Origin of the sequence: Nocardia carnea (genome assembly GCF_029868325.1) — a bacterium.
Taxonomy (GTDB): Bacteria; Actinomycetota; Actinomycetes; order Mycobacteriales; family Mycobacteriaceae; genus Nocardia; species Nocardia carnea_C.
Genome location: NZ_JARWNW010000263.1, coordinates 1 through 25,307, shown reverse-complemented (window position 1 = coordinate 25,307; position 25,307 = coordinate 1). Strand labels below are relative to the sequence as shown.

Sequence of the window (25,307 nt, the reverse complement as noted above, 5' to 3'; positions counted from 1 at the left end):
GATCGGTTGTTCGGCATGCTCCGGCCGGAGCTTCCGGTGGTGGATTTGGACGAATGGAGCCGCGGCACCAGGGCGGAGAAGATCCGGCCGATGGCGCGGCACTGGGCCGAGGTCGGTTTCGGCACGCCGCCGCCGCTACACCTGTTCTACGTGGTCAAGATCGCCCTCTACATCCTGGGCGGAATGCTGTTCGCGCTGACCACCACCGGAATCGACGGGTTCACCGCGGTCGGGTCGTGGTGGTCGGAACCGATCGTGTTCCAGAAGGTCGTGCTGTTCACCATCCTGTTCGAGGTCGTCGGCCTGGGCTGCGGTTTCGGACCGTTGAACAACCGCTTCTTCCCGCCGATGGGGTCGATCCTGTACTGGTTGCGGCCCGGCACGATCCGGCTGCCACCGTGGCCGGGCCGGGTGCCGCTGACCCGGGGCACGACCCGGACCCCGTTCGACGCCGTGCTGTACGCGGCACTGCTGGTGATGCTGCTGGTCGGGTTGTTCTCGGACGGTACCGGGCCGATACCCGAGATCGGGTCGTCGGTGGGCCTGCTGCCGATCTGGGAGATCGCGGCGGTTCTCGTCCTGCTGGCGGTGCTCGGGTTGCGTGACAAGGTGATCTTCCTGGCGGCGCGCGGCGAGGTGTACGGGGCGCTCGCGGTCACCTTCCTGTTCGGTGGTGCCGATACGATCGTCGCCGCGAAGGTCGTATTCGTCGTCATCTGGGTCGGCGCGGCGGTATCGAAGCTGAACAAGCATTTCCCGTTCGTGGTGTCGACGATGATGTCCAACAGTCCGGTGGTGCGGCCGCGGGCACTCAAACGCCTGTTCTTCGAACGGTTCCCGGACGATCTGCGACCGGGACGGCTGTCGCGGCTGTTCGCCCACGGTGGTACTGCGGTCGAGATGCTGGCCCCGCTGGTGTTGTTCTTCAGTGACGGGGGCCTGCCGACCACGGTGGCCGCGGTCGCCCTCATCTGCTTCCACCTGGTGATCCTCACCGCGATTCCGATGGGGGTACCGCTCGAGTGGAACGTCTTCATGATCTTCGGGTTGCTGACATTGTTCGTCGGGCATGCGGATGTGGGTCCGGCCGATCTGGGTAATCCGTTACCGGTGGTGCTGCTGTTCGTGGTTCTCGCGGGGACGGTCGCGATCGGGAACACGTTCCCGCGCAAGGTCTCCTTCCTGCCCGGAATGCGGTACTACGCCGGCAACTGGGACACCACCCTGTGGTGCATCAAACCGTCGGCCGATGCCAAGATCCGCGCCGGAATCACCGCCGTGGCCGCCATGCCGGCCGCCCAGCTCGAGCGCTACTACGGCAGCCGGGAGGCAGCCCAGATCCCGCTGTATCTGGGATACGCGTTCCGCGCGTTCAACACCCACGGCAAAGCGTTGTTCACCCTCGCGCATCGAGCAATGGCCGGGCACGACGAGAAGGACTACGTCCTCACCGACGGCGAACGTATCTGTTCGACAGCCCTGGGCTGGAACTTCGGTGACGGCCACCTCCACAACGAACAACTGATCGCCGCCCTGCAGCAACGCTGCGGTTTCGAACCCGGTGAGGTGCGGGTGGTGCTGCTGGACGCCCAGCCGATCCAGCGGCAGCAGCAGAACTACCGCCTGGTGGACGCCGCAACCGGTGAATTCGAACGCGGGTACGTGCGGGTCGCCGATATGGTGGTCCGCCAGCCGTGGGACGACGACGTACCCGTGTATCCCGAGAACAGGAGCTGACGACCCCGGCTCAGCGGCCGGGCGTGAGCCGGCGCACCGCCTCGTCCAAGGTTTCCGGGCGCTTGCAGAACGTGAACCGGACGAGGTGGCGCCACGACGCGGGATCATCGGTGAAAACACTGACCGGCACCGCCGCCACACCCAGCCGTTCGGGCAGCTCACGGCAGAACCGGATATCGTCGTCCGCGCCGAGCGGGCGGATATCGGCGCAGACGAAATAGCTACCGGCACTCGGATGCACACGGAACCCGGTATCGGCCAGCGCCGCGGACAACCGCAACCGGCGTTCGGCCAGCGAATCCCGCAGCGCGGCCACCCACTCGAGTTCGTGGGTGAGGGCATGGGCGACCGCCGGCTGGAACGGGCCACCGCCGACGAAGGTGAGGAATTGTTTGGCGGCCAAGGCGCCGCCGATCAACGCGGCCGGTCCGCAGATCCAGCCGATCTTCCAGCCGGTGACGCTGAACGTTTTCGCCGCACTGGAGACGACCAGTGTCCGCTCCGCCATCCCCGGCAGGGTGGCGATACTGATGTGTTCGGCGCCGTCGTACACCAGATGCTCGTACACCTCGTCGGCCAGCACCAGCAGATCGTGCTCGCAGGCGATCTCGGCGATGGCGGTCAGGTCTGTGCGATCCAGGACGGTGCCGGTGGGATTGTGCGGTGAGTTCAGGATCAGCATGCGGGTGGCCGGGGTGATCGCGGCCCGCAGACTGTCGTGGTCGAGAACGAACCGGTCACCGTCGGCGGTGAGCCGGGCAGTACGGCGGTGGGCACCGGCCAGCGCTGTTGCCGCGGGATAGGAGTCGTAGTACGGCTCGATCAGCACGACTTCGGCACCCGGCTCGACCAGCCCGAGTACCGCAGCGGTCACGGCTTCGGTCGCGCCGACGGTCACCAGCACTTCGCTGTCGGGGTCGTACCGGGTGCCGTAGCGCCGGGCCCGGTCCGCGGCGATCGCGCGCCGCAGCGCCGGCACACCCCGGCCCGGCGGGTACTGGTTACCGCCACCGGCGATGGCCTCGCGGGCGACCTCGAGCATGGCCGCGGGGCCGTCGCTGTCCGGGAAACCCTGCCCGAGATTGACCGCCTCGTGCCGGACGGCGAGTTCGGTCATCTCGGCGAAGATCGTGGCCGCGAACGGCCGCAACCTGGTGACGGTGGGGGACGGGTCAGGCATGAGACGAGGGTAGACGGCGGTTCGGGTGCCGCGGTCGGCTCGGTGCCGGCGAGCGCGGTGGCGACCCGGCGGCGGAGCGGTGTGCGGTCCGGCGCCGCGGTTCCGTCACGACGCGTAGACGCCGTTCGGTAGGGATGCGGCGTGCCGCCGGGTCGCGGTCGATACAGTCGCAGGTGATGCGCATCGATCGGAAAGTCCTCGTACTGCTGACGATCCTCGGTCTGGCCCTGGCCGGTTGCTCCTCCGGGCCGCCCGAGCCCGAAACCACGGCCGGCAATTTCGCCGACGCGCTCAACCGCGACGATGTCGCCGCGGCGGCGCAGCTCACCGACGACCCCGCCCGCGCGGAGCAGACCGTCGGCGCACTGTACGAGGGTCTGGGCAAAGAAGTGACCTACACGGTCGCCGGGACCGAAGACGATACGTTCACCCTCGAGGCCACCTGGAAGCTGGGGAAACAGGGCGCCGAGTGGCAGTACACGACCACCGGCACCGCCGTGGAGACCGACGCGGGCCACCGTATCCGCTGGAATCCGGCCGTGCTCGCACCCGGTCTCGACCAGGGGGAATTGACCTATGCGCCGGTGTATCCGGAACCGGCGCGTGTTCTCGACGCGTCGGGCGGGGAACTGCTGACCGAACAGGTGGTGACCCTGGTCCAGCTCGCGCCCGGCGCCGATACCGCAGCCGTCGCGAATCTCGTCTCGCCGATCGCGCCGGGCATCACCGCGGCCTCACTGGACGCCGATCTGGCCGCGGCCAACGGCGGCTCCGTGACCGCGATCAGCTTGCGCGAATCCGATATCGCGCCGATCCGGGAAGCGTTGACCGCCACTGCCGGGGTCACCTTGGCCCCGCAGACCCGGCTGCTCACCACCGACCGCGATCTGTCCGCGCAAACCCTGTCCGGTCCGGCCGAACTGTGGCAGGAGCAGGCCGACGCGGCGGCCGGTTGGGTGGTCCAGGCCCGCACGCCGGAAGGCCCGGTCCGGATCGCCGGCCGGGACCCCGGGCAGACCTCCGATATCCACACCACCATCGACGCGGGCCTGCAACGCGCCGCGGAAGCTGCACTGGACCCGATCGACCAGACAGCGGCCGTCGTGGCGATCCGCCCGTCCACCGGTGAGATCGTGGCCGCAGGCCAGAACTCCGCCGCCGACGGCGAAGGACCCATCGCGTTCACCGGCCTCTACCCGCCCGGGTCGACCTTCAAAACGGTAACCACCGCCGCGGTCCTGGACGCCGGGATCGCGAACCCCGATACCGTGCTGCCGTGCCCCGGCGTCGCCGATATCGAGGGCCGCCGGATCCCCAACGACGACAGTTTCGACCTGGGCCAGGTCCCACTGCACACCGCCTTCGCGCAATCCTGCAATACGACCATGGCCGGGCTGGCCGTCCAGCTGCCGCCGGAAGCGCTCACCACCACCGCCGAACGCCTCGGACTCGGCGTCGACTACGTGACACCCGGACTGACCACCGTGACGGGCAGCGTGCCGGTCCCGGCGAATTCGGCGGAACGGGTCGAGGCAAGTATCGGCCAGGGCGCGGTCACGGCCTCCCCGTTCGGGATGGCGCTGGTCGCCGCCTCGATCGCCGACGGCGCGACCCCGCCACCGGTCATGCTGGCCGGCCAACCCGGCACACCGGACCGCACCCCGCCACCGCTGCCCGCCACCGTGACCGACCAGCTGAAAACCATGATGCGTGAGACCGTTACCGGCGGCACCGCCACCCAGCTGGCCGATATCCCCGGCCTGCTCGGCAAAACCGGTACCGCCGAATACGGCGACAACACGAACGCGCACGGCTGGTTCGTGGGTATCCGCGGCGATCTCGCCTTCGCGGTCTTCGTCGCCGACGCCGGCAGTTCGGGCCCCGCCGTCGAGGCCGCGGGCCGCATGCTGCGGAGTTCGTGACAGCGTGTCCGATGACTCCTGTGAGTTATCGGACACTGCCCCTCTCGGGCGTCGCCGGTTCACACCCTGGTCGGGGTGTGAACCCTTGTCCCCCGTCTACCGGGCCGGTTTCACCGGCACCCACAGGGGGCCGGTCAGCGCCTCGGGGCGAGTTCAGGCCGCCTGTTCCCGCGCGGCGTCGAGCAGCAGTTCCACTGCGTAAACGACGACTTGATCGAGGATCTCGGCGGGTTCCCCCGCGAAAATCCGATGGTGCGTCCGCACCGAGCCGTCCACGGACACGGCGAACCACACCGACCCCGGCTCCTCCCCGTCCTGCGGATCGGGGCCACCGGCACCCGTGACACCCACCGCCAAGGACGCCTCGAACAGCGTCCGCACCCCCTCAGCCATCGCAGCAGCCGCCGGCGCACACACCACCGGCCCGTCCGGCACACCCAGCACATGATGTTTGACCGCTCTGCTGTAAGCGACCACGGCCCCCCGGAACCACTCACCCGAGTTGCTCGCCGCGCCCAGCGCCGCCGCCAGCTGCCCCGACGTCAGCGATTCCGCGACCGCCACCTGCAACCCGGCCCGCCCGGCAATCTCCGCCAGCTCTTCGGCCTCTTCATGCGCTCGCCCCAGCACAGCCGGCACCAGCAGCTCCTCGGAATCAGATTCAGAAGTCATCGACATCCCCGGGCCGGGACCGGCGCACCACCACTCCGCCGGCCTGCTGCGTTCGGTCGCAGATCATGAACGCCATCGTAACGGCGCCGCCATCTCCGGGCGTCCCACATCGCCGGGCCCGCGCTCGACGAGGTAGTCGAAGCTGTTGCATGGCTGCCACAATAGAAATTCCAGTGCCTTGGTTGCGTTCATGGTCGCGCCGCGAGCGTCGCAGAACGGATCTGCCGATGCATGGTCGCTGGCGCGAGCCGTGGGGTCTGAAGCCCGGCGGCCTGCTATACACAGCACATGCCGGAGAATTTCTTCGACGCTCTGATCGCCGCGGCCGACCCGCCGGTGTTCGTGGTGACACTCGCCGCCGATGGGCAGCGGGCCGGGTGTTTGGTGGGGTTCGCGGCGCAGGTGGCGATCGAACCGCGGCGGTTCCTGGTGTGCTTGTCCGAGGTGAACCACACCTACCGGCTCGCGCAGCGGACGGAATTCTTGGGTGTGCATCTGATCGGCCGCGACCATGCCTCGCTGGCGCTGCTCTTCGGCGGGGAGACCGGCGACGAGATCGATAAGTTCGCGCACTGCTCGTGGCGGGCCGGTCCGCATGATGTGCCGGTGCTGGACGATGCCGCGGCCTGGTTCTGTGGTCGTGTTCTCGCCCGGCACGATTTCGGCGACCATAGGGGATTCGTGCTTGCGCCGGAGGTGGGGGAGGTCCGGCGATCGGAGCCGGGGGCGCTGCGGTATCACCACGTCGCGGACCTGGAACCCGGTCATCCGGCCTGATCCGTCGGTACCGGCTGTTTACGTGGCCGGTCGATGGTTACCCGCGCCGCAGACCGGCCGGATCGGGCAGGCCGGTCGTCCCGACGAGAGGAGTCCGGCTGTGAGCGGAACCGACAAGGTCAGCAACAAGGCCGAGGAGCTCGCCGGTCAGGCCAAGGAGAAGTACGGCGAGGCCACCGGTGACGAGGACAAGAAGAACGAAGGCAAGGCCGATCAGGTCAAATCGAATCTGAAGGATGCCGGCGAGAAGGTGAAGGACGCCTTCCGCGACTGATCGGTCGACTGCGGTGGCCGGGATCGGTGGCGTTCGTTCGATCCCGGCGCCGTCGCAGGCGTCGCCGGTGCTGGCTGCTGTGTCGGGCCGTGACCGTGATCGGTCGCATGGAGTGCGGTACGGCTGCGACGGATGTGGCAATTTCGCGGCGAATAGCATTGCGGCGAACTGTCTTTGCCGCTTCCTGTGAACACCGCGCCCCCAGCCGTATTTCATGCTACTTTTCGTCACATATACCCCGGCTGGTGTGGAGGTCCAGTGCCGTACAGCGTGCACGAAATGATCGGGCGGTCGCTTGCCCAAGGGAACGAGGGCGGTGGCGCGGCGCTGGATCAGGTCGCCATCATGACCGGGTCCGCCGGGGTGATCGCCCTCGGATTGCTGTGGGTGGGCTACCTCCACCGCACCCGCCGCATCACCTGGTTACAGCGGACAGCGGACCGGCTCGGAAGCTGGTTCGATCAGCCGGGCTGGGTGGCGCTACCGCTGGCGATGTTCCTGGCCACCATCCTCACCGCACTGCTCGGCTTCATCTGGGATGTGAGCCTGCACATCGGGAACGGCCGCGACGAGGGCCCGCTGGCAAATCCGGCGCACTATTTCATCCTCGCGGGCCTGTTCTTCCTGTTCACGGCCGGTATGGCGGCGATCGTGCTGCCCCTCGACGAGAAACCCGGCCCGGCGGCGGTGCGGATCACCCGCACCTGGTACGCGCCTGTCGGCGGGATCCTGCTGGCCGGTGCCGGACTGTATGCCTTGATCGGGTTCCCGCTCGACGATCTGTGGCACCGCATATTCGGGCAGGACGTCACGCTGTGGGGGCCGACGCATCTGATGCTCATCGGCGGAGCGGGGCTGTCGCTGGTGGGTGTGCTGCTGCTCGAATTCGAGGGCCGGCGCAGCCGGCCGGAGCCGGTCGAGCCGAGGCCGCGCCGGATGTGGTGGATGCGGGCCTTCGCCTTCGGGGGCCTGCTCATCGGGCTGTCGGTATTCCAGGTGGAGTACGACTTCGGCGTCGAACAGTTCCGGCTGGTACTGCAGCCCATGCTGATGGTGGCGGCGGCGACCGTTGCGCTGATCGCCGCCCGGATGACCCTCGGCCCGGGCGCGGCTCTGGTGGTGGCGTGTTTCGCCGCCGTGGTTCGTCTCGTGGTGGCCTGGCTGGTGGGCGGGCCGATCATCGACGCGCCGCGTAACGTCTTCCCGCTCTATCTCGGGATCGCCGTGGTGGTCGAGGTCCTCTGCCTGCTGCCGGCGGCCCGGCGCCGGATCCGGTGGGGCGCGCTGACGGGTCTGGTGGCGGCGACGGCCGGGATCTGGCTGGAATCCCTCTGGGTCGCTGCGGTATTCGTCGATCCCTGGCCTACGGCGATGTGGCCGGAACTGTTGCTGATGACGATCCCGACCGGAATCGCGGGCGGTGTGGTCGGCGCGATGCTCGCGACCGTGCTGCTGGGTGAACAGTTACCGCGCCCGGCTGTGCGACGCACACTGATCACCGCGGCCGTGGTCTTGGTCGCCGCGGCCACCGCCAACGGTCTGATGATCGATATCCCGCAGGATGCCCGGGCAACGGTGCAGTTGCGGGAAGCCCCCGCGGACGGTGGCCGCATGGTGCACGCCGATATCCGCATCACACCAGCCGGCCTGGCCGGCGACGATCCGGAATGGGTGCAGATCCTGGCCTGGCAGGGCGGTGTGGGCAGTGACAGTCCCGGGCGCGGGCTCGTGGTGGATCAGCTGCGCCGAGTAGGCGAGGGCCATTACGTGACTACGGAGGCTGTTCCGGTCCACGGCACCTGGAAGACGATCCTGCGCGTCCAGGACGGGCGCACACAGACTGCGCTGCCGCTCTTCATGGCCGCCGACCCCGGTATCGGTGCGGCGGAGGTGCCGGCGCTGAACGAGTTCACCCGCCCGTTCGTCGCCGAGATCACGGTATTGCAGCGGGAGCGTTCGTTCGATCATCCCGCCTGGCTCTTCACCGCGGCCTCCCTGATCGTGCTGCTGTGCAGCCTGGCACTGATCGCCGCGTTGTGCTGGGGCGCTGCCCGGATCAACGACCGCTACCCGCGGTCGTCCGGGGTGCCGGCGCCGGAGCGGGCACCGGTGTCGTGAACGACCGGTACGCCGATGTGGTGGTCCTGGCGGACCATTCGATCCTCTTGGCGATCCCCGCCTTCCTTCCTGCCTTTCTCATTGCCGGAGTTGTCCTTTTCATCGCGGTGCGCGACCGCAGGAACGGCGGGGACGAACCGGCTACGCCGCACGAGGCGGATACCGCGTCCGATACCGACGAGGAGAACTGATGCCCTTATCGCGGCTATGCGTGTCACTGCTCGTGGCAGGGTTGCTCACGGCCGGTTGCGCGGCCTCCGAACCGCAGGGCCCCGGCGCGGAGAAGACGCCCGGCGTGACGGAATCCGCGGCGAGCGTGCGGCTGACCGTGCGGATCGCGGACGGGGTGGTGTCGCCGGTGGACAGCAGGCTCGACGCACGGGTCGGTCAGCCGGTCGAAGTGATCGTGGACAGTGATATCTCCGACGAACTGCACGTGCACGCGAACCCCGACCATACGTTCGCCGTCGTCCCGGGGACGGGCCGGCGTTTCCGGTTCGCCGTCGACGTGCCGGGCCGGGTGGAGATCGAACTGCATCATTCCGGGGTCACCGTCGCGACCCTGTTCGTCCGCCCGTGACCACGCTGGCCCACGGGATCGGCGGGGCGTCGGATCTGCCGATCCCGCTGACCTACGCGCTGATCGGCGCGGCCTGGGCACTGGCCTTCTCGTTCGCGGTGCTCGCCTTCGCCTGGCGCGAACCCCGGCTGGACCCGGCCGCGGGCGGGAAACCGGTACCGGCGGCGGTGCGTGCGGTGGTGGATTCGCCGGTTCTCCGTGCGGTTGTCGCCGTGGTGAGTGTCGCCGCGACAGTGCTGGTCCTGGCGGTCGGCGTGTTCGGTTCCGCCGATCCCGCCGCGAACCCGGTGCCCGGTGTCGTCTACGTACTCGTCTGGGTCGGGGTGATGGTGGCCTCGCTGGTCGCCGGACCGGTGTGGAAACTACTGTCCCCGGCACGAGCCGTGCACCGCATGCTGTGCGCGCTCACCGGTCGGTCTCCCGAGTCCGGATGGCTGCGGTATCCGCGGGCGTGGGGCCGGTGGCCGGCGGCGTTCGGGCTGTTCACCTTCGTCTGGCTGGAACTGGCGTCCCCCGACCCGGGTTCGGTGACCGCCGTAACCGTGTGGGTGGCCGGATATCTGATCGTCACCGTGGTGGGTTTATGCGTTTTCGGCACCGAATGGGCCGAATCCGCCGACCCACTGGAGGTGTACAGCAGCCTGCTCGGCCGGCTGAGCCCGCTCGCCCGGGGCTCCGGCGGTGCCTTCGTGGTGCGCTCGCCGCTGGCGAACCTGGCCGGCACTCCGGTGGGGCCCGGGTCGGTGGCTGTTGCGGCAACGCTACTGGGTTCCACCGCGTTCGACAGCTTCTCGCTGTTCGAATGGTGGCGGGGACTGCTGGCCGAGGCGGGCGGCGCCCTCGGGCGCACCCTGGTCGGTACCGCCGGTCTGCTGGTGTTCATCGCGGCCGTCGGGGTGAGTTTCCGGGTCGCCGCCGCGGCCACTGGCGGGCTCGGCCGCGCCGAACGCCGCCTGCTCCCGACCCGCCTCGCGTACACCCTGACACCGATCATCGCGGGCTATGTGGTCGCGCACTACCTGAGCTTTCTGGTCGAGAAGAGCCAGGCGACCGTGATCCTGTTCGCGGATCCGTTCGCCGCCGGGTGGAACCTGTTCGGCCTGGCCGACCGGGAGGTCGCCTACCTCCTGTCGGCGCATCCGGCGGTGCTCGGCACCCTCAAGGTCGTGGCCGTGGTGACCGGTCATGTGCTGGGTGTCGCCGCCGCCCACGATCGCTGTCTGCGTGTGTTGCCGCCGGCGCATCGGCTCACCGGCCAGCTCGCGCTCATGCTGCTCATGGTCGGCTACACCTTCACCGGGCTCTATCTGCTCTTCGACGCCTGAATCCGGAAGTGGACCGGTGCCCGGGTTCAGCCGATCAGTCGCCGTTCGGGCACCGAGTGCGTGACGGATATGTCCCGCAGGACCGCGCCGGGGGTGCGCTCATGCAGCGGGCGGATCGCTTCCACGGCATTGACGCAGGTCAGATGATCGGCGGGGTGGACGCCCGCCATACATTTGAAGCGGACGTTCGCCGTTCCCTTCGCGGTATCGGTGGTCGTGGTGAGCCGGTAGCGCAGGGGCGCCCGGTCCGCGGTGGCCGCCGACCAGATGGAACGGTAGCTCAGCACGGGGCCGAGATCGCGGTCCACGATCACCTTTTCGACCATGCCCGTCGCATCGGTGACCACATGCACCGTACGGGCCGGTGATTCGGTGGTGCCGGTCGTGCTGCCGAACACCGCCTCGTCCAGAACATGGAGCCCGGCCGTGTAGTAACCGTCGACCACAGCCGCGGAATGGGTGGCAACGGCGGTGTCGACGGCGCCGATCCCGACCTGATCCGGTGGGCCCCACGGGTAGACACCGGCACCGGTGAAGTCCAGTTCCTCCACGAGCTCCACCCGGCGGATATCCCGGGTGACCTCGGTGATCGACCGGATGAGGCGGGCCGGGACGGTGGTCTGGAAGGCACCCGTCGCATGAAAAGCCGAATTCCCGCCGTGGCAGGCTTCGGCGAGCGCGGCTTCGGGACCGTGGCTGTCCTGCGGCGCCGTGGAGATCACGTCGTACCCGGCGCGGAGCAGACGCGGCAGTAGCGCGGCCGGTGTGTCCGCGGCGATCTCGGCGAAAGACGGTACGTAGACGAGGCATCCGGTGCCCGCGGGCGGCACCTGCGTATCCGTGATCAGTGCGGTGAGCTCCAGATCGGCCCGGGCGCCGATCCGGTCCGCGATCGGTTCGGCGAGCAGGCCGGTGCCCAGCACCGCGACGGCGACGGTGGATGAACTCATGCGGACTCCAGACGGTAGTGCGGACGCAGGTCCGGTGTCGGGGCATTTCGATACCGGTCGGGCCGCCGTCGAGGGGGACCCACCGGCGAGGCCGCTTCCCGTACAAAGCGTAGGCAACCGGCGCCGAGTACGGCATACGAATGGGCGGGTTGTCCCGAACGGATCGTATGGCCGGAATCGACTGCGTCCTGCGGTATTTCCGGTCCCGGAGTTCGCCGGTCCGTAATGCCGGGCGGCGCGTGTGGCCTCGACCGCAGGCCGAGGCCACACGCGCCGCCCGGTTCGTCAGACCTCGGCGACGCAGGTGACGAGTTTGCGTTCGTCGTAGGTGTAGTAACTGGTGGCGTCCGCGGGGCAACCGGCCTCATCGGTGGTGCCGGGCAGGATCGCGAGCACTCGCACCGTATCGGGCTTACCCGCGGTGCACGGGCTGTGCGTGGGGCTGTCCATACCGGCCGGAATGGTCATGCACTGTCCGACGACCCAGTCGATGTCGAGGCACAGGGCACCCTGTTCCTCGCCGCCGAGGGTGACGTAGTAGGTCTGGTCGACGTCGGCGGCGCAGTCGTCCTGGGTCGGCGCCTTGGCGACGACCTTGTAGTTCGACTTCTCGCTGCCGCATTCGGCATGGTCGATCTCGGCGTCCGTCATGGTCCCCGACAGGGTCACACACTGGCCGATCTCGGCGTCGAAGGAGACGTCGCCGCCCGTGTCCGTTCCGTTCTGGCCCGGAACAGTGGTCGCGGGTGCCGGGCTGGCGGAACTCGACGAATCCGTGCCGGAACACCCCGACAGGGCGAGTACGGCGCAACCGGCCACGACGACCCCGGTGAACAGGTTCCGGACCCGGGATACGGGCGCGCGTCTGGACATGACAATTCCTCCATCGATATCGATCGCATGAGTGGATAGGGGGAGAACTCATGAATCGTTCGACGAGGCACCATGATGTACGCACTACTCGCCGCCCCCGACCCGATCAAGATCATATCCGGTGGGCGCGCGCAGCGTGGTTGTGGACCGGCAGTCCGGGCGTGACCCGGGGATCGCACCAGGTCGCACCGGTTTCGGAATCGGTGGAATCCGCCGAGTGGCCGGCCCGTGCGGGCAGGCCACCCGGTCGATCACCGAGCGGTCCCGCGCGGACTATTCGGTATCGGCCGATCCCTTCGGATCCTTGGCTTCCCGCAGGGCGGTTTCCAGTTCCCGCCGGAGCCGGGCCGCGGTGGCCTCGTCACCTGCGTCCTCGGCGGTGGTGATGTCCTGGTTCAGCTGGGCGATCGTATCGCGGGTGCTCATCGAACCTCCCTTCTCGTCGGGGCGCCGGGTCGTGGGATCCGCTCCGGCATCCTCCACCGACCGCGTGTCCGATTTCCGGCGGTCGAAACATGCCCGTGCCGGCGTTCGGGTAGCTGCGCCCGCCGCCGGGTGCGAGTATCTGCCGTATGAGTGGAGCCAAGCGCATGCGGTGGCAGCCGGTCGCCCAGGGAGCCGCGGTCACCCAGCTCGAACTGTTCTTCGATCTGGTAGTGGTCTTCGCCCTCACCAAGGTCACCGATCTGGCCGCCGAGGACACCTCGGCGGTGAACATGCTGCGGGCGCTGCTCGTCCTTGCCGTGATGTGGTGGGTGTGGATCGCCTACAGCTGGCTGGGCAATGTGGTGCGCGCCGACGAAGGCCTGGCCCGGGTGGCCATGTTCACGGCCATGGGCGCCGCGTTCATCGCCGCGCTGACCATTCCCGAGGCCTTCCACGACCTGCCCGGCGGCTGGTCGGGACCGCTGGTGTTCGCACTGGCCTACCTGGTGGCCCGCCTCGTCCATCTGGGAATGTTCTGGCTCGCCAGCGCGCAGGACGCGCAGTTGCGCGCGCAGGTGATCCGCTGGGGACTCGGGTCGATCACCATCGGCACCGCACTCCTGGTGGTCGCGGCGACCACCACGGGCGCCGTGCAGATCGGGTTGTGGATCGCCGCGGTGGTGGGCGATATGGCCTGGACCCTGCTCTCCGGTAACGGCTGGCGGGTCAATTCGGCCAAACATTTCTCCGAGCGCTACGGGCTGATCGTCATCGTGGCCCTGGGCGAATCCATCGTCTCGATCGGTATCGGGGTGGCCGCGCTGCCCATTTCGTGGCCCATCACCGTGGGCTCGCTGCTGGGCCTGGCGATCTCCGGCCTGCTGTGGTGGGCGTACTTCGACGTCGCCGCACTGTCGGTGGAACATGCCCTGGCGGCGGCCGAGGGGGAACGCCGGATCAAGATCGCCCGCAACTGCTACACGTATTGGCATTTCCCGATGATCGCCGGCGTCATCGCGCTGTCCCTGGGTCTGAAGAAGGTGCTCTACTACGTCGGGGACAGTTCGCATCACCGGCTCACCGACGCGCTGCACGGGATACCGTTGTTCGCGCTCTACGGCGGTGTCGCGCTGTTCCTGATCGGGCTGGTCGGTGGCAAGGCCTACGCCACCGGGCAGGTCACCGTTTCCCGCGTTGTCGCGATCGTGGTGCTGCTCGCCCTGATCCCGCTGGCGGCGGCCCTGCCCGCTCTGGCCGCCCTGGCGATCCTGTGCGCGGTCCTGCTGTTGCTGATCGTCTGGGAGACCGTCCGCTTCGCCGCGCCGCGCGACGCGATCCGGCACGGCGAGCATCATTCGTAACGATTGCGGCACGGGGAGTTGCCATCGCCTCCGGGCGGCGTCCCTTGTCGGCCGGAGTTCGCGGCGCCTGCCGACAGCTGTACCGGCGCAGCGTGCCCGGAGTATGTTCGCCGGAAGGCGGCCGGGCCCACGATACGTCCCGGCCGGCCCGGACCGGACCGTGTCGTATCGGAACGAAGGAGCCTGCTGTGCCGAGGGAACTGGACCTGACCACGGACGAACTGCTGTCGACCACGCGAGCGGTACGTAAACGGCTCGACCTCGACCGCGAGGTCCCGCTCGAGGTGGTCCGGGAATGTATCGAACTGGCGGTGCAGGCGCCGAGTGGGTCCAACCGGCAGGGCTGGCACTGGGTCGTCGTCACCGACCCCGCGCAGCGCCGATCCCTCGGTGAGCTCTACCGCAAGGCATTCGAGGAATACGCGTCGTCCCGGTATTTCCCCGGTAACCAGCTCAGCGGTGAGACCGAAGCGGACGCGGCCCGGCAGCGAGTCGCGGATTCCGCGCGCTATCTGGCCGAGAAGATGGGGGAGGTGCCGACTCTGGTGCTCCCGTGCCAGTGGGGCCGGCTGGACAACGCGTCGAGTGCGGAGAGCGCCTCGTACTGGGGGTCGCTGTTTCCCGCGGCGTGGAGCTTCTGCCTGGCGGCGCGTTCGCGCGGGCTCGGAACGTCCTGGACCACACTGCATCTGCGATACGAGCGGGAAGCGGCGGAAATTCTCGGGATTCCCTACGACAAGGTATCCCAGGGCGCGCTGCTCCCGGTGGCCTATACGTTGGGCACGGATTTCAAACCCGCCGCGCGGACCGATCTGGATCGGATCGTGCATATCGGCGGTTGGTAGGTCGGCGTCTTTGCACCCGCCTGCAGCGTCCCGATTCCCTTGACCGATCGTGAAACCCCGCTGGATACAGCGTATTTCGCGAGGTCGTCGACCGGTGTGCGGACGGCCGGTGCCGGGTACCGGCCGGTAGGTCACGTTTCGATCACGTCGAATCGGGTAGTTCTGAAGGAAGTCGAGCCGATCAGCGAGCCGATTGGGAAGACCCGAGGAGCCACCGATGAACGAAACGACCGCAGTCACCATCGACGAGCCCGCCGTGCGCCGCAATCCCCGGCCCGCACGGGCACGCGGCGGGGACAGCTACGACAATCTCGAACCCTGGTTCGACAAGCTGGCCGGCCTGGAATCCGACGATCCGCGCCGCCAGGAGATCCGCACCGAGATCGTGCACCTGGGCCTGCCGCTCGCCGACCATATCGCCCGGCGGTTCAGCGGTCGCGGCGAGGCATTCGACGATCTGCTCCAGATCGCCCGCATGGGTCTGGTACAGGCCGTGGACCGCTTCGATGTGAGCCGGGGGAGTTCGTTCCTGTCGTTCGCCGTGCCCACCATCATGGGCGAGGTGCGCCGCCATTTCCGCGACCACACCTGGGCGGTGCGGGTGCCGCGCGGTACCAAGGAACTGCATCTGCGCATCGGCCCGGCCTCCGAAGTACTGTTCCAGCGGCTCGGCCGGACGCCGACCGCCCGCGAGATCGCCGCGGAACTCGGAGCCGAACTGACCGAGGTCACCCAGGCCCTGATCGCCGGTAACGGGCATACCAGCAATTCCCTGGACGCCGCGGTCCGCGAGCACGACGACGACACCCCGCCCCCGGCCGTGCTCACCAAACTGGGCACCGAGGAACCCTGCTTCGGGCTGCTCGAGGACGCCATGGCGGTGCGCCCGCTCATCGAACAGTTGCCGCGGCGTGAACGCCAGATCCTCGTCTGGCGGTACTTCGGCGCGATGACGCAGAGCCAGATCGCGCAGCGGCTGGGTATTTCACAGATGCAGGTTTCCCGGATTCTCGGCAAAACCCTGGAAACCCTACGTGAACAGGCCCTCGCCGAACCGGATACCGCCGCCCCCCTGGCCGCCTGAGCGCACGCGGCCCGGCGGTTATCGGGGCAGCGGGATCGTCACCACGAAACGAGCCCCGCCCGGTACGCCGTTCTCGACCCGGATCGACCCGCCGTGCCGTTCGACCACATCGCGGACGATGGCCAATCCCAGACCGGCTCCGCCCTCGTCACGGCTGCGGGCCTCGTCGAGCCGGACGAAACGCTGGAATATCCGTTCCCGATCCGCTTCGGGCACCCCCGCCCCGTCGTCGGCGACCACGAGCACCGCGACCCCGTCCGCATACTCCAGCGAGACCCGGACCAGCGTCGCGGTATGCCGCTGCGCGTTGTCCACCAGGTTGCCCAGTACGCGGGCCAGCTGGGTGCTGCTCCCGGTGAGTACGACCGGTTCGTCCGGGAGCACGGCCTCGACCGGCACGCGGTCGCCGGTACGCCGCGACAGTTCATCGGCGATGAGCGCCGTCATATCCACCCGGCCGGGCCGGGGGCGTTCCCCGGCGTCGAGGCGCGCCAGCAGTAGCAGATCGGTCGCGAGATGTTCCAGTCGCACGGTATCGCCGACCAGCCCGTCGAGCTCGAGCAGCTCCGGATGTGCCTGCGCGACCTCGAGCTGGGCGCGCAGACTGGCGATCGGGCTGCGCAATTCGTGCGCCGCATCGGCGATGAACCGCCGCTGCCGGTCGGCGGACTGCTCCAGCGCCGCCAGGGTGTCGTTGGTCGTCGCCGCGAGCAGCGCGATCTCGTCCCGCGCCGGCGGTTCGGGTACGCGCCGCGACAGATCGCCGTGCATGATCTCGGCCAGTTCGCGGCGAATGGCTTCCACCGGGCGTAAGGCGCGCCGAGTGACGAACCAGGTCACCACCGACACCACTGCCAGCACCGGGAGCAGGCCGAGCAGCATGGCGCGCCGGGCATCGGCGACCGCACTGTCGGCGGTATCGAGTGCGGCGCCCGCATAGACGGTGACCGGTTGCCCGTCGGCGGTGGTCGCGGCGAGCGCGGCGACCCGGAAATGGTCGGGGGTCGAAGCATCGCCGACCCGCAGATAGGCCTCGCCCAGGACGGCGTCGGTGGTCGACGGCGCCGCCGCGACAGCGCTTCCCGGGGATACGGCGATCCCCGCGGCGGTGGCGGCGTCCGGGGTGGCGTCGCCGCCGGATTCCTCGCCCGCTCCCTCGTCCGACTCGTCGTCCGCGTCGTTTGCGTCCGCTTCGTCGTCGTTCTCTTCCTCGTCGTCCTCCGGTTCGTCGTCCGGACCGGTTTCCTCCGCCGCGTACGGGCCGAAATCGGCCATCGGCCGCCGGCCCCGCAGTTCGTCGTCGGCGGCGAGCACCCGGCCGTCCGGTGCGACGATCTGCACCGGTTCGTCGTCCGGATCGGGGAACCGCAGTGCCGCGAAATCGGTGCCGCGGCCGATCCGGTCGGCGATATCACGGGCGGTGTGCTCGGCCTGGGTGCTCGCACTCTCGACGAGGTTGTCGCGCAGCACCACGAGCACGATCAGGCCCGCCGCCACCAATGCCACGGCCACGACAGCGGTGGCGGCGGTGGTGGTGCGGGCCCGCACCGAACTCCACCACCGGCGGCGGGCGCGCTCAGCCACGGTCGCCCGCCAACCGGTAGCCCGCGCCACGGACGGTATGGATGGTGCGGCACCCGAAGGGCGCGTCGATCTTGCGGCGCAGGGCGCTGATGTAGACCTCCACGATGTTCGGGTCGCCGTCGTAGGCGAAATCCCAGACATGGCAGAGAATATCGGCCTTGGAGACCACCTCCCCGGCTCGCACCGCGAGGTGTTCCAGTACCGCGAACTCCTTGGCCGTGAGCGTGACATCCCGGTCCCCGCGGCGGCAGGTGTGACTGCCCGGATCCACCAGCAGATCACCCACGCGCAACACCCGGGCGCCGCCCCGGGTCCGGCGGCGCAGCAGCGCCCTGATCCGCGCCACCAGCACCACATACGAGAACGGTTTACGCAGATAGTCGTCCGCGCCGGTATCGAGCCCCTCGGCCTCGTCGTATTCGCCGTCCTTGGCGGTGAGCATCAGCACGGGCGTCTCGTGCCCCGCGGCACGCAATGTTTCGCAGACCCGGTAGCCGTTCATCCCCGGCAGCATGATGTCGAGGACGATCAGGTCGTAGTCGGTACTGGTGGCCCGGTGCAGGCCGGAGACGCCGTCGTGGACCACATCCACGGCGAATCCCTCGGCGCACAGGCCCTTTGCCAGAGTGTGGGCCAGACGCTTCTCGTCCTCCACGATCAGCAGACGCATTCGTCAAGAGTGTCAGATCTTTGCTGAAACGATCTTCAGGTGGCTTCAGGCGGGTTTCAGCATCCACTTGCCACAGTGGTGAAACATTCGCTCATACAGGAGGTTTGCACCATGGGAACATTTTTCCGCCACGCGGCTTCGGCCCTGCGCTGGTTACTGGTCGGCGCGGCGGTGGCGGCGGTGGCGGCCGGCGCCTGCCTCGGTGTCGCCGCGGTCGCCACCGGCCCCGGTGCCCATGACGACGGCGCGCCGTGGTCGCTGGTGGCCGACCCCGGGATCGATCGGCAGACAGCCATGGACACCGCGGTCGCCGCGGTCCCCGGCAGCACGGCGGTTTCGGCGGAACTCGATTCCGAGCGGCACACCACGGTGTGGGAGGTGGAGGTCGTGACCCCTGATGGGGTGGAGTACGAGGTATCGGTCGATGCGAATACCGGTGTCGTCCTCGGGACCGCCGAACGCGATTGATGTCCTGGCCCGCGTCGCGGTAGCCCGCGAACCGGGGACCTGGTATCCGGAAATTCGGATACCAGGTCCTTTCATCGTGGGTTTGGGCTGGATACAGGCGATGCGGCAGTCGACGGTGACCGCTCGCGCCGCGGTGCCCGGATACGGGTCGGAGTGCAGGTGCTGATACTTACCGTCACGGGGAAGCCGACCACGATTCCGTATCGGTAAACAACGTACCGTTAGATGACGGTATGAAAGCCCCGCAGGATGCGGCGCTCCGTGGAAAGCGATAGGAGAGCGCGATGGGATCCCGATTCCTGGGTTTCATGATGTTGATGTTCGGCGCGATGATGCTGATGTAGTGCGCACCGCGGGATAGTGTGCGGTCGCCGCAGTTCGCGCCGATGGAACTCGTCGCCGCCGTGCGTGGACGTGGCGTTTGATCCGCGCACTTTCCCGGACACGGCAGGTGACGGGACCGCCGCGCGCTCCGGCCTGCCGGAGTGGAACTCCGCGTCGCCCCGGCTGTGGACGCTGTGGCCGGATTACCTCCCCGACGCGGCGGCTGCGGTCCGCGGGCGGGTCAGTCCTCGGGCTCGCGCAAATGCGCGTCGAAGAATGCGGTGATGCGGTGCCAGGCATCCTCGGACTCCGGTTCGGAGTAGGCCAGCCCCGCGGTACGTTCCACCACGCGCAACGGCGCCGGTGTCGGCCAGTTGTTCATGAACGAGTGGCCTACGCCCGGGTATTCGTGCACATCGTGCGGTACACCACCCTCGGTGAGTACCTTCTCCAGCTTCGCCGCGGCGCCGGGAAGCATGCGGTCGCGCGCACCGTAACTGGCCACGGTCGGGCACGCGTCGCGTAATGCGTCCAGACCCCGTGGCGCGACACCGTAATTGGGTGCGGTCGCGTCGAATACTCCGCGCGGCGCCAGCAGCAGGCAGAACCCGCCGCCCATACAGAAACCGGCCGAGGCCACCCGGCCGGTGCAGCGCCGGTCGGCGGCCAGATGATCGCGAGCGGCGACGATATCGTCGACGGCGTCACCGTCCCCTGCAGCCAGGGCCCGGAAGGTGCGCACCACACAACCGACCCGGTTGCCCCGCCGGAACAGCGCGGGTGCAAGCGCCAGGTAGCCGTGTGCCGCGAACCGGTCGGCGATCCTCCGGATATCGTCGCTGAGCCCGAACGCGTCGTGCACGACCACCACCGCCGGCCACGGCCCACCCCCCTCGGGCACCGAGAGATATCCGGGCAGCGGACCACTCGGTGCGGGAAATTCGATCATCGGCACAGGACTGCTCCTCGCGGACGGGGGTCGTCGAGAGTCCCGATGTTCCCACATCCCGTCGCACCCCGCGCCGCAGCGGTGGGCGCAGCTTCCCGACGAGGCGAGGTGGGGCATCGACCCCCGTATACCCTCGAAAGATGGGTGACGAGAAGTCGATGCGGGAGCGCATGCTCGCCGGTGAGCTGTATCTGGCCGACGATCCCGAGATCAGGGAACAGAGCCTGCGGGCGATGGAACTGATGGAGGCCTACAACAGCACTCCGCCCCGGGACACGGCGCGCCGGCGCAAGGTACTCACCGAACTGCTCGGGGCGGTGGGGGAGGACACGGAGATCCGGCCGCCGCTGCGGGTGGACTACGGCAGCAATATCACCATCGGATCGGGGTGTTTCGCCAATTTCGGTCTCGTCGCCCTCGACGTCGCGGCCATCACCCTCGGTGACGATGTGCAGATCGGGCCCAACGTCCAACTGCTGACGCCCACTCATCCCTTGGATCCGGACCTGCGGCGCGCGAAATGGGAAGCGGCCGAACCGATCACGATCGGCGACAATGTCTGGCTCGGCGGCGGTGTCATCGTGCTGGGCGGGGTTTCCATCGGGGAGAACACCGTGGTGGGCGCCGGTGCCGTGGTCACCCGCGACCTGCCCGCGAACGTCGTCGCGGTGGGAAATCCTGCGCGGGTGATCCGCGCCCTCGACTGAGCGGGTGGCGGCCCGCGCCGGCCCCCCCCCCGCCCACATCTGTGGTTGCCGGTCGCCCTGTACCACCTGGTTATCCCGGTCGAGCTTGACAGTCGTCCCCCCGGCCGCCACGCCGGCCCGCACCATCGCGTTGTAATCGATCGCGAAATCGTCGCGGCGCAATACCGTTTCGGCGTGGAACGCGGCGCGGACACCACCCCAGGGGTCGGGTCCGAAGCCACCGTAGGTGATATCGAGATCGACGTTCCGCCGCTGCCCGTGCAGGGTCAGTTCGCCCGGCATGATCCAGGTATCGCTGCCCGTGCGCCGCAGCCCGTTCCCGGTGAACGAGATCAGCGGGAAACGTTCGACATCGAGGAAGTCGGCCGACCGCAGATGATCGTCGCGCATCGCGATACCGGTATCGATACACGACGCCTTGATTTCGGCGTAGCCGGTGGACCGTTCGAACGGCTCACCGATATCGAGGCGTCCGCTCACTTCGGCGAACCGCGCCTTGATACTCGAGATACCGAGATGGCGGGCGGTGGCGATCACCGTCGAATGCACCGGGTCGATCGTCCACGGTCCGGACAGCGGCAACGCCACCGTTTCCGCGACGGCCACCAGCGTGATATCGCCGAGGGTCCCCGTACCGCTGGACGAGACCTGGGCGGTCCGGGCCACCGGCTGATAGCCGGGCGCGGTGAGCACGGCGGTGTGCAGACCCGGCGGCAATGTGGCGGTGGTGACGGCACCGGTGTCGTCGGCGACCGCGCGGCCGATCTGGCGGCCGGTGCTGTCGGTGACGGTCAGTACCGCCTCCGGTACCGGCCAGTTCTCGGCATTGCGAATACGAGCGGTGAGTCCGGTCATGAGTGCTCCTCGGTGTCGTAGCCGAGCCGCACGTCGAAGTCCGCTTGCGCACCGGTCACCGACACCTGGCCGGTGATCGGCGGATAACCGCGGGCAACGACCGTGTACTGCCCTTCGGGCAGATCGGTCACGACGTAGCGGCCGTTTTCGTCGGTCCGCACGGTGGCGTTCACCTCGCCCGCGGCGTCGAGCACGGTGATCTGGATATCCTCCAGCGACCGGCCGCTGTCCGACCGCGCCGATCCGGTGAGCACGGCCATCGGCGAGAGCTCGATATCGTGGCGCAGCAGGCCGCTGTCCGGCACGGTCAGGGCGGTGGCGCTGGGTCGCATATGTTCGGCGACGGCGACCAGGGTATAGATCCCCGGGACCACACCGTGGCAGAGGTAGGAACCGGTGCCGTCGGAGGTGGCCGAAGCCACGACCTCACCGCGCTGATCGGTCACCGTCACGGTCGCGCCGGCCAGCGGTTCCCCGGCAGGCGCGCGGCGGACGACACCCGACAGTTCGCCGAGCCCGGTGAGCGTGAGGTCGGTGCGGACCGCACGATCGGCGACGGTCACATTGACCGCGATGGGCCCGTGTCCGGTGGCGGAGGCGATCAGCACATAGTTCCCGGGGCCGGGTGCGTCGATCGAATAGCCGCCGTCGGAGGTGCCGATCGCCCGGGCGACCTGCTGGCCGCGCTGGTCGATCAGGGTGAGTGCGACGCCCGGCACCGGCCGGCCGTCCTCGCGCAGGATCCGCCCTTCGACCGCTGACCGGCCGGATCCGCCTTCGGAGAAGCCGGCAACGGGTAGCGTCTTCGCCAGGCCGGCGGCCGAGTAGCCGCCGTGCCCGTTCCGGTCGGTGTGAACCGGCCCGGCCGGCGCGCCGACAGCGACGGGCACACGGTCGGTCCGCGTCGCCTCGTCCTCGGCGTTGTCGGTATCGCGGGCGGCGGGCTCGGTCACGGCGTACGCCGCGGTATCGAGCTCGGCGATATTGTCCGGGATCTCCGCCTTCGCCTCCATATCGGTGGCGGTCGCGGGGTCGGTGGCCGGCTGGATATCGATCGTGCGGCGCAGCGGACGGTTCGGCAGCAGGATGGCCGCCAGCAACGCCACGGCGGTCGCGCAGGCCGCGATCAGGAAGATCCGGCCGGTGGCATCGCCGTAGGCGAAGCGCACGATCTCGGCGATCGGTGCCGGTAGGGCGCCGAGGTCGAGATTGCTGCCACCGGAGGAATCGGCGTGGATGCCGAGTTCGGCGAAGCGGGCACTGGACAGCTCGCCGACGCGGGTGGCCAGCACCGAGCCGAGTACCGAGACGCCGATCGCGCCACCGAAGGTGCGGAAGAACGCGACGCTACTGGAGGCGGCGCCGATGTTCTGCACGCTCACGGTGTTCTGCACCGCCAGGACGAGGTTCTGCATCATCATGCCGACACCCATGCCGGTCACGGTGATGAAGGCGCCGAGCAACCAGATGTTGGTGGCATGGTCGACCGTCGACAGCAGCGAGAATCCGATGACCAGCAGCGCGGCACCGGAGACGACGAACGGCTTCCACTTGCCGAAGCGGGTGATCAGCAGACCGGAGGTGACCGAGGCGATCAGCATCCCGGCGACCATCGGCGAGGAGAGCAGCCCGGCGGCGGTGGGGGAATAGCCCCGCGCGGTCTGCAGGTACTGGCCCAGGAAGGTGGTGGCGCCGAACATCCCGATACCCACGGCGATCGAGGCCAGGATGGCCAGCGCGGTGGTGCGCTCGGTGACGATCTTCAGCGGGATGACCGGGTCCTTGACCTTGGCCTCCACCAGCACGGTGGCGATCAGCAGCAGCACACCGCCGCCGACGTACAGCGCCGATTCGGTGGACCACCAGTCGTAGTAGCCGGCCTTACCGGCGAACGAAACCCAGATCAGCAGAACCGAGACACCGGCCGTGAGCAGTGTGGCACCCAGCCAGTCGATGGATACGTTCTCTTTGCGGGTGGTCGGCAGCTTCAATGTGCGCTGCAGCAGGAACAGGGCGATCAACGCCAGCGGCACGCAGATGTAGAAGCACCAGCGCCAGCCCAGCGGGCTGTCGACGATCACGCCGCCGAGGATCGGTCCGCCGGTCATCGAGACGGCCATCACCGCACCCATATAGCCGGAATAGCGGCCACGTTCACGGGGCGGGATGATGCTGCCGATGATCGCCTGTACGAGCGCGGTCAGCCCGCCCATACCGATACCCTGCAGGGCGCGGGCGGCCAGCAGCAGAGCGACGTTGTGGCTGAGGCCGGCGATCACCGATCCGATGACGAAGATGACGATGGCCGATTGCACCAGCGTCTTCTTGTTGAACAGATCGGCGAGTTTGCCCCAGATGGGAGTGGAGGCGGCGTTGGTGAGCAGCGCCGTGGTGATGACCCAAGCGTAGGCGGTCTGGGATCCTTGCAGGTCGCCGATGATGGTGGGTAGTGCGTTGGCGACGATGGTGGTGCTGAGCAGCGCCGTGAACAGGGCGGCCAGCAGTCCGGTCATCGCCTCGAGGATCTGGCGATGGCTCATGGCGAGCGGATCGCGAGATGGCGGTGCCTCGGTGTCAGACATCAGTTCTCTCTTTCGGAACCTGCGGGTTCTCGCTCGTCGAGGCGCAGCGGGAACGGGCGTTGAGGGAATTACGGAGTCGTCGTACGGCCAGATAGGCCTGTTCGGCGTCGTCCTCGGACCAGTCGTCCAGGGTTTCCTGAAGATGCCGGGTATGGGTTTCCCGTGCCCGGTTCAGGAGATCCAGGCCCTCGCCGGTGAGCTGAACCAGTGCGGCCCGGCCGTCGCTGGGGTCTGCCCGGCGGACGATGTATCCGGCGGCGACCAGTTCGGTGATATGCCGGCTCAGGGCCGATTGCGTGATGCGCATATCGGTGGCGAGGTCGACCTGCCGGCAGGGGCCGGACGCGTCGAGGGTGGTGAGAACGGCGAGCCCGCCGGGGGGTAGCTGACCTGCGTCGGTGAAGAACAGGGCGCTGCGGAGGGCACGGCCGATATGGAACATCTCACCGAGGAGGTGCTGAGCAGTATCGGATGAGATGGGCACTCGGACTCCAATGAGGGAATAGTTTCTTTCGCTAATCAACTTTAGAGCAGTTGCTTTCGCTAATCAACTAACCGGGTCCGGTGAACAGGCGCGCGAGGGTGTGGCGTTGTGCACAATGGAGAAGCCGGGACGGTCGCCGCGCAATACTCGGGCGGGGTTCTCCGGAGAGGCCAGATTAGTACCCGGTCCGGACGCGCCGGGCGCCGGGGGTGGCGTGAAAGCGCGCAGACGCGTGGTGACGGTGAATTCCGGGGGCAATGTGAAAAGCCCCGCACACCACAGGAATTGGACATTCGAGACATTTATCCCGCGCGGGAGAATTCGTGGATGCAGTCGTTCCCGTGCGCCGGTCCGGACATACGAGACATGCTGCCGGTGCTGTTCGGCCGACGATGCCTGAGCCGAAGGCCACGACAGCCGCCCCGTCGAGCAGCCACCGCCGTTCATCGGGGAGGGCAAAACCCTCGCCGGAGACACCCTGAGCCACCTCACCTGGAACGAAGGGGTCGCCTTCGCCCCCCACCCGCACACAATGCCCGAAATACGCCGCGTCCCCTTCC

23 protein-coding genes and 3 pseudogenes are annotated in these 25,307 nt (G+C 68.4%); 14 read left to right on the top strand and 12 right to left on the bottom strand.

Features of this window, described 5'->3' with window-relative positions:
• Window positions 1-15 precede the first annotated feature (15 nt).
• Window positions 16-1,737 (top strand): DUF3556 domain-containing protein, encoded by a 1,722-nt coding sequence (locus tag QH196_RS24510; RefSeq protein WP_280418229.1) that lies wholly within the window; start codon window positions 16-18, stop codon window positions 1,735-1,737.
• A 10-nt stretch (window positions 1,738-1,747) separates the two neighbouring features.
• Here the strand turns inward: QH196_RS24510 and QH196_RS24505 are convergent, their stop codons facing one another.
• A complete protein-coding gene (locus tag QH196_RS24505) occupies window positions 1,748-2,917 on the bottom strand; it encodes a pyridoxal phosphate-dependent aminotransferase (protein ID WP_280418174.1) in 1,170 nt (389 codons plus the stop codon).
• A gap of 176 nt (window positions 2,918-3,093) precedes the next feature.
• Here QH196_RS24505 and QH196_RS24500 point away from each other — a divergent pair, with 176 nt between their 5' ends.
• Entirely contained in the window at window positions 3,094-4,839 is a 1,746-nt protein-coding gene (locus QH196_RS24500; RefSeq protein WP_280418173.1) for a penicillin-binding transpeptidase domain-containing protein, read from the top strand.
• A 153-nt stretch (window positions 4,840-4,992) separates the two neighbouring features.
• On the opposite strand, the gene QH196_RS24495 is transcribed toward QH196_RS24500, so the two are convergent.
• Complete coding sequence (locus QH196_RS24495; RefSeq protein ID WP_280418172.1) at window positions 4,993-5,511, bottom strand: CinA family protein; 519 nt, start codon at window positions 5,509-5,511, stop codon at window positions 4,993-4,995.
• 288 nt (window positions 5,512-5,799) lie between these two features.
• Here QH196_RS24495 and QH196_RS24490 point away from each other — a divergent pair, with 288 nt between their 5' ends.
• The 6 genes from QH196_RS24490 to QH196_RS24465 all read left to right on the top strand — a co-directional run bounded on the left by QH196_RS24490 (window position 5,800) and on the right by QH196_RS24465 (window position 10,585).
• Entirely contained in the window at window positions 5,800-6,288 is a 489-nt protein-coding gene (locus tag QH196_RS24490; protein ID WP_280418171.1) for a flavin reductase family protein, read from the top strand.
• A 100-nt stretch (window positions 6,289-6,388) separates the two neighbouring features.
• Window positions 6,389-6,562 (top strand): CsbD family protein, encoded by a 174-nt coding sequence (locus QH196_RS24485; protein WP_068035968.1) that lies wholly within the window; start codon window positions 6,389-6,391, stop codon window positions 6,560-6,562.
• 279 nt (window positions 6,563-6,841) lie between these two features.
• The gene (locus QH196_RS24480) at window positions 6,842-8,680 is read left to right on the top strand and encodes a hypothetical protein (protein ID WP_280418228.1); all 1,839 of its coding nucleotides are present in this window, start codon (window positions 6,842-6,844) and stop codon (window positions 8,678-8,680) included.
• Window positions 8,677-8,871 (top strand): hypothetical protein, encoded by a 195-nt coding sequence (locus QH196_RS24475; protein ID WP_280418170.1) that lies wholly within the window; start codon window positions 8,677-8,679, stop codon window positions 8,869-8,871. Before QH196_RS24480 ends, QH196_RS24475 begins: the two co-directional genes overlap by 4 nt.
• On the top strand, window positions 8,871-9,260 hold the full coding sequence (locus tag QH196_RS24470; protein WP_280418169.1) for a hypothetical protein: 390 nt from the start codon (window positions 8,871-8,873) through the stop codon (window positions 9,258-9,260). The genes QH196_RS24475 and QH196_RS24470 overlap by 1 nt, the downstream gene beginning before the upstream one ends.
• Window positions 9,257-10,585 (top strand): hypothetical protein, encoded by a 1,329-nt coding sequence (locus QH196_RS24465; protein WP_280418168.1) that lies wholly within the window; start codon window positions 9,257-9,259, stop codon window positions 10,583-10,585. Before QH196_RS24470 ends, QH196_RS24465 begins: the two co-directional genes overlap by 4 nt.
• 26 nt (window positions 10,586-10,611) lie before the next feature.
• On the opposite strand, the gene QH196_RS24460 is transcribed toward QH196_RS24465, so the two are convergent.
• From QH196_RS24460 to QH196_RS24450, 3 genes are all read right to left on the bottom strand, one after another.
• Window positions 10,612-11,535, bottom strand: a complete 924-nt coding sequence (locus tag QH196_RS24460) for a hypothetical protein (protein ID WP_280418167.1) — start codon at window positions 11,533-11,535, stop codon at window positions 10,612-10,614.
• 285 nt (window positions 11,536-11,820) lie between these two features.
• Window positions 11,821-12,408: an LppU family putative lipoprotein gene (gene lppU, locus QH196_RS24455; RefSeq protein ID WP_280418166.1), complete on the bottom strand. Its 588-nt coding sequence runs from the start codon at window positions 12,406-12,408 to the stop codon at window positions 11,821-11,823.
• Window positions 12,409-12,681: 273 nt separating this feature from the next.
• Entirely contained in the window at window positions 12,682-12,834 is a 153-nt protein-coding gene (locus QH196_RS24450) for a hypothetical protein (protein WP_280418165.1), read from the bottom strand.
• Window positions 12,835-12,980: 146 nt separating this feature from the next.
• Here QH196_RS24450 and QH196_RS24445 point away from each other — a divergent pair, with 146 nt between their 5' ends.
• The 3 genes from QH196_RS24445 (at window position 12,981) to QH196_RS24435 (ending at window position 16,124) form a co-directional block, all read left to right on the top strand.
• On the top strand, window positions 12,981-14,195 hold the full coding sequence (locus QH196_RS24445) for a low temperature requirement protein A (protein ID WP_280418164.1): 1,215 nt from the start codon (window positions 12,981-12,983) through the stop codon (window positions 14,193-14,195).
• A gap of 188 nt (window positions 14,196-14,383) precedes the next feature.
• Window positions 14,384-15,040, top strand: coding sequence for a nitroreductase family protein (locus tag QH196_RS24440; RefSeq protein WP_280418163.1), 657 nt, complete (start codon window positions 14,384-14,386; stop codon window positions 15,038-15,040).
• A gap of 217 nt (window positions 15,041-15,257) precedes the next feature.
• Window positions 15,258-16,124: an RNA polymerase sigma factor SigF gene (locus QH196_RS24435; RefSeq protein ID WP_280418162.1), complete on the top strand. Its 867-nt coding sequence runs from the start codon at window positions 15,258-15,260 to the stop codon at window positions 16,122-16,124.
• 18 nt (window positions 16,125-16,142) lie between these two features.
• Here QH196_RS24435 and QH196_RS24430 read toward each other — a convergent pair whose 3' ends face one another.
• Entirely contained in the window at window positions 16,143-17,708 is a 1,566-nt protein-coding gene (locus QH196_RS24430) for a sensor histidine kinase (protein ID WP_280418161.1), read from the bottom strand.
• Window positions 17,701-18,378: a response regulator transcription factor gene (locus tag QH196_RS24425; protein ID WP_280418160.1), complete on the bottom strand. Its 678-nt coding sequence runs from the start codon at window positions 18,376-18,378 to the stop codon at window positions 17,701-17,703. The genes QH196_RS24430 and QH196_RS24425 overlap by 8 nt, the downstream gene beginning before the upstream one ends.
• 111 nt (window positions 18,379-18,489) lie before the next feature.
• On the opposite strand from QH196_RS24425, the gene QH196_RS24420 reads away from it, so the two are divergent.
• Window positions 18,490-18,846, top strand: coding sequence for a PepSY domain-containing protein (locus tag QH196_RS24420; protein ID WP_280418159.1), 357 nt, complete (start codon window positions 18,490-18,492; stop codon window positions 18,844-18,846).
• 565 nt (window positions 18,847-19,411) lie between these two features.
• Here the strand turns inward: QH196_RS24420 and QH196_RS24415 are convergent.
• Window positions 19,412-20,119 (bottom strand): dienelactone hydrolase family protein, encoded by a 708-nt coding sequence (locus QH196_RS24415; protein WP_432279552.1) that lies wholly within the window; start codon window positions 20,117-20,119, stop codon window positions 19,412-19,414.
• Between the two features lie 140 nt (window positions 20,120-20,259).
• On the opposite strand from QH196_RS24415, the gene QH196_RS24410 reads away from it, so the two are divergent.
• On the top strand, window positions 20,260-20,826 hold the full coding sequence (locus QH196_RS24410) for a sugar O-acetyltransferase (protein WP_280418157.1): 567 nt from the start codon (window positions 20,260-20,262) through the stop codon (window positions 20,824-20,826).
• A 144-nt stretch (window positions 20,827-20,970) separates the two neighbouring features.
• Here QH196_RS24410 and QH196_RS24405 read toward each other — a convergent pair.
• The 4 genes and pseudogenes from QH196_RS24405 to QH196_RS24390 form a co-directional block, all read right to left on the bottom strand.
• Window positions 20,971-21,681: pseudogene (locus QH196_RS24405) on the bottom strand (YceI family protein); the annotation flags it as partial.
• The gene (locus QH196_RS24400; RefSeq protein ID WP_280418227.1) at window positions 21,678-22,694 is read right to left on the bottom strand and encodes an MSCRAMM family protein; all 1,017 of its coding nucleotides are present in this window, start codon (window positions 22,692-22,694) and stop codon (window positions 21,678-21,680) included. The gene QH196_RS24400 and the pseudogene QH196_RS24405, both read right to left, overlap by 4 nt.
• Before the next feature lie 32 nt (window positions 22,695-22,726).
• A pseudogene (locus tag QH196_RS24395) lies at window positions 22,727-24,221 on the bottom strand (MFS transporter); the annotation flags it as partial.
• Between the two features lie 34 nt (window positions 24,222-24,255).
• A complete protein-coding gene (locus tag QH196_RS24390) occupies window positions 24,256-24,747 on the bottom strand; it encodes a MarR family winged helix-turn-helix transcriptional regulator (RefSeq protein WP_280418156.1) in 492 nt (163 codons plus the stop codon).
• Between the two features lie 439 nt (window positions 24,748-25,186).
• Here QH196_RS24390 and QH196_RS32575 point away from each other — a divergent pair.
• A pseudogene (locus QH196_RS32575) lies at window positions 25,187-25,307 on the top strand (glutaminyl-peptide cyclotransferase); the annotation flags it as partial.

What these genes read in the sequence shown, in the direction of transcription:
- QH196_RS24400 (WP_280418227.1), bottom strand. Translation starts at nt 22,694, where the DNA reads ATGGAGGCGAAGGCGGAGATCCCGGACAATATCGCCGAGCTCGATACC.
- QH196_RS24500 (WP_280418173.1), top strand. Translation starts at nt 3,094, where the DNA reads ATGCGCATCGATCGGAAAGTCCTCGTACTGCTGACGATCCTCGGTCTG.
- QH196_RS24470 (WP_280418169.1), top strand. Translation starts at nt 8,871, where the DNA reads ATGCCCTTATCGCGGCTATGCGTGTCACTGCTCGTGGCAGGGTTGCTC.
- QH196_RS24420 (WP_280418159.1), top strand. Translation starts at nt 18,490, where the DNA reads ATGGGAACATTTTTCCGCCACGCGGCTTCGGCCCTGCGCTGGTTACTG.
- QH196_RS24480 (WP_280418228.1), top strand. Translation starts at nt 6,842, where the DNA reads ATGATCGGGCGGTCGCTTGCCCAAGGGAACGAGGGCGGTGGCGCGGCG.
- QH196_RS24450 (WP_280418165.1), bottom strand. Translation starts at nt 12,834, where the DNA reads ATGAGCACCCGCGATACGATCGCCCAGCTGAACCAGGACATCACCACC.
- QH196_RS24415 (WP_432279552.1), bottom strand. Translation starts at nt 20,119, where the DNA reads ATGATCGAATTTCCCGCACCGAGTGGTCCGCTGCCCGGATATCTCTCG.
- QH196_RS24445 (WP_280418164.1), top strand. Translation starts at nt 12,981, where the DNA reads ATGAGTGGAGCCAAGCGCATGCGGTGGCAGCCGGTCGCCCAGGGAGCC.
- lppU (WP_280418166.1), bottom strand. Translation starts at nt 12,408, where the DNA reads ATGTCCAGACGCGCGCCCGTATCCCGGGTCCGGAACCTGTTCACCGGG.
- QH196_RS24435 (WP_280418162.1), top strand. Translation starts at nt 15,258, where the DNA reads ATGAACGAAACGACCGCAGTCACCATCGACGAGCCCGCCGTGCGCCGC.
- QH196_RS24505 (WP_280418174.1), bottom strand. Translation starts at nt 2,917, where the DNA reads ATGCCTGACCCGTCCCCCACCGTCACCAGGTTGCGGCCGTTCGCGGCC.
- QH196_RS24490 (WP_280418171.1), top strand. Translation starts at nt 5,800, where the DNA reads ATGCCGGAGAATTTCTTCGACGCTCTGATCGCCGCGGCCGACCCGCCG.
- QH196_RS24510 (WP_280418229.1), top strand. Translation starts at nt 16, where the DNA reads ATGCTCCGGCCGGAGCTTCCGGTGGTGGATTTGGACGAATGGAGCCGC.
- QH196_RS24460 (WP_280418167.1), bottom strand. Translation starts at nt 11,535, where the DNA reads ATGAGTTCATCCACCGTCGCCGTCGCGGTGCTGGGCACCGGCCTGCTC.
- QH196_RS24425 (WP_280418160.1), bottom strand. Translation starts at nt 18,378, where the DNA reads ATGCGTCTGCTGATCGTGGAGGACGAGAAGCGTCTGGCCCACACTCTG.
- QH196_RS24495 (WP_280418172.1), bottom strand. Translation starts at nt 5,511, where the DNA reads ATGACTTCTGAATCTGATTCCGAGGAGCTGCTGGTGCCGGCTGTGCTG.
- QH196_RS24410 (WP_280418157.1), top strand. Translation starts at nt 20,260, where the DNA reads ATGGGTGACGAGAAGTCGATGCGGGAGCGCATGCTCGCCGGTGAGCTG.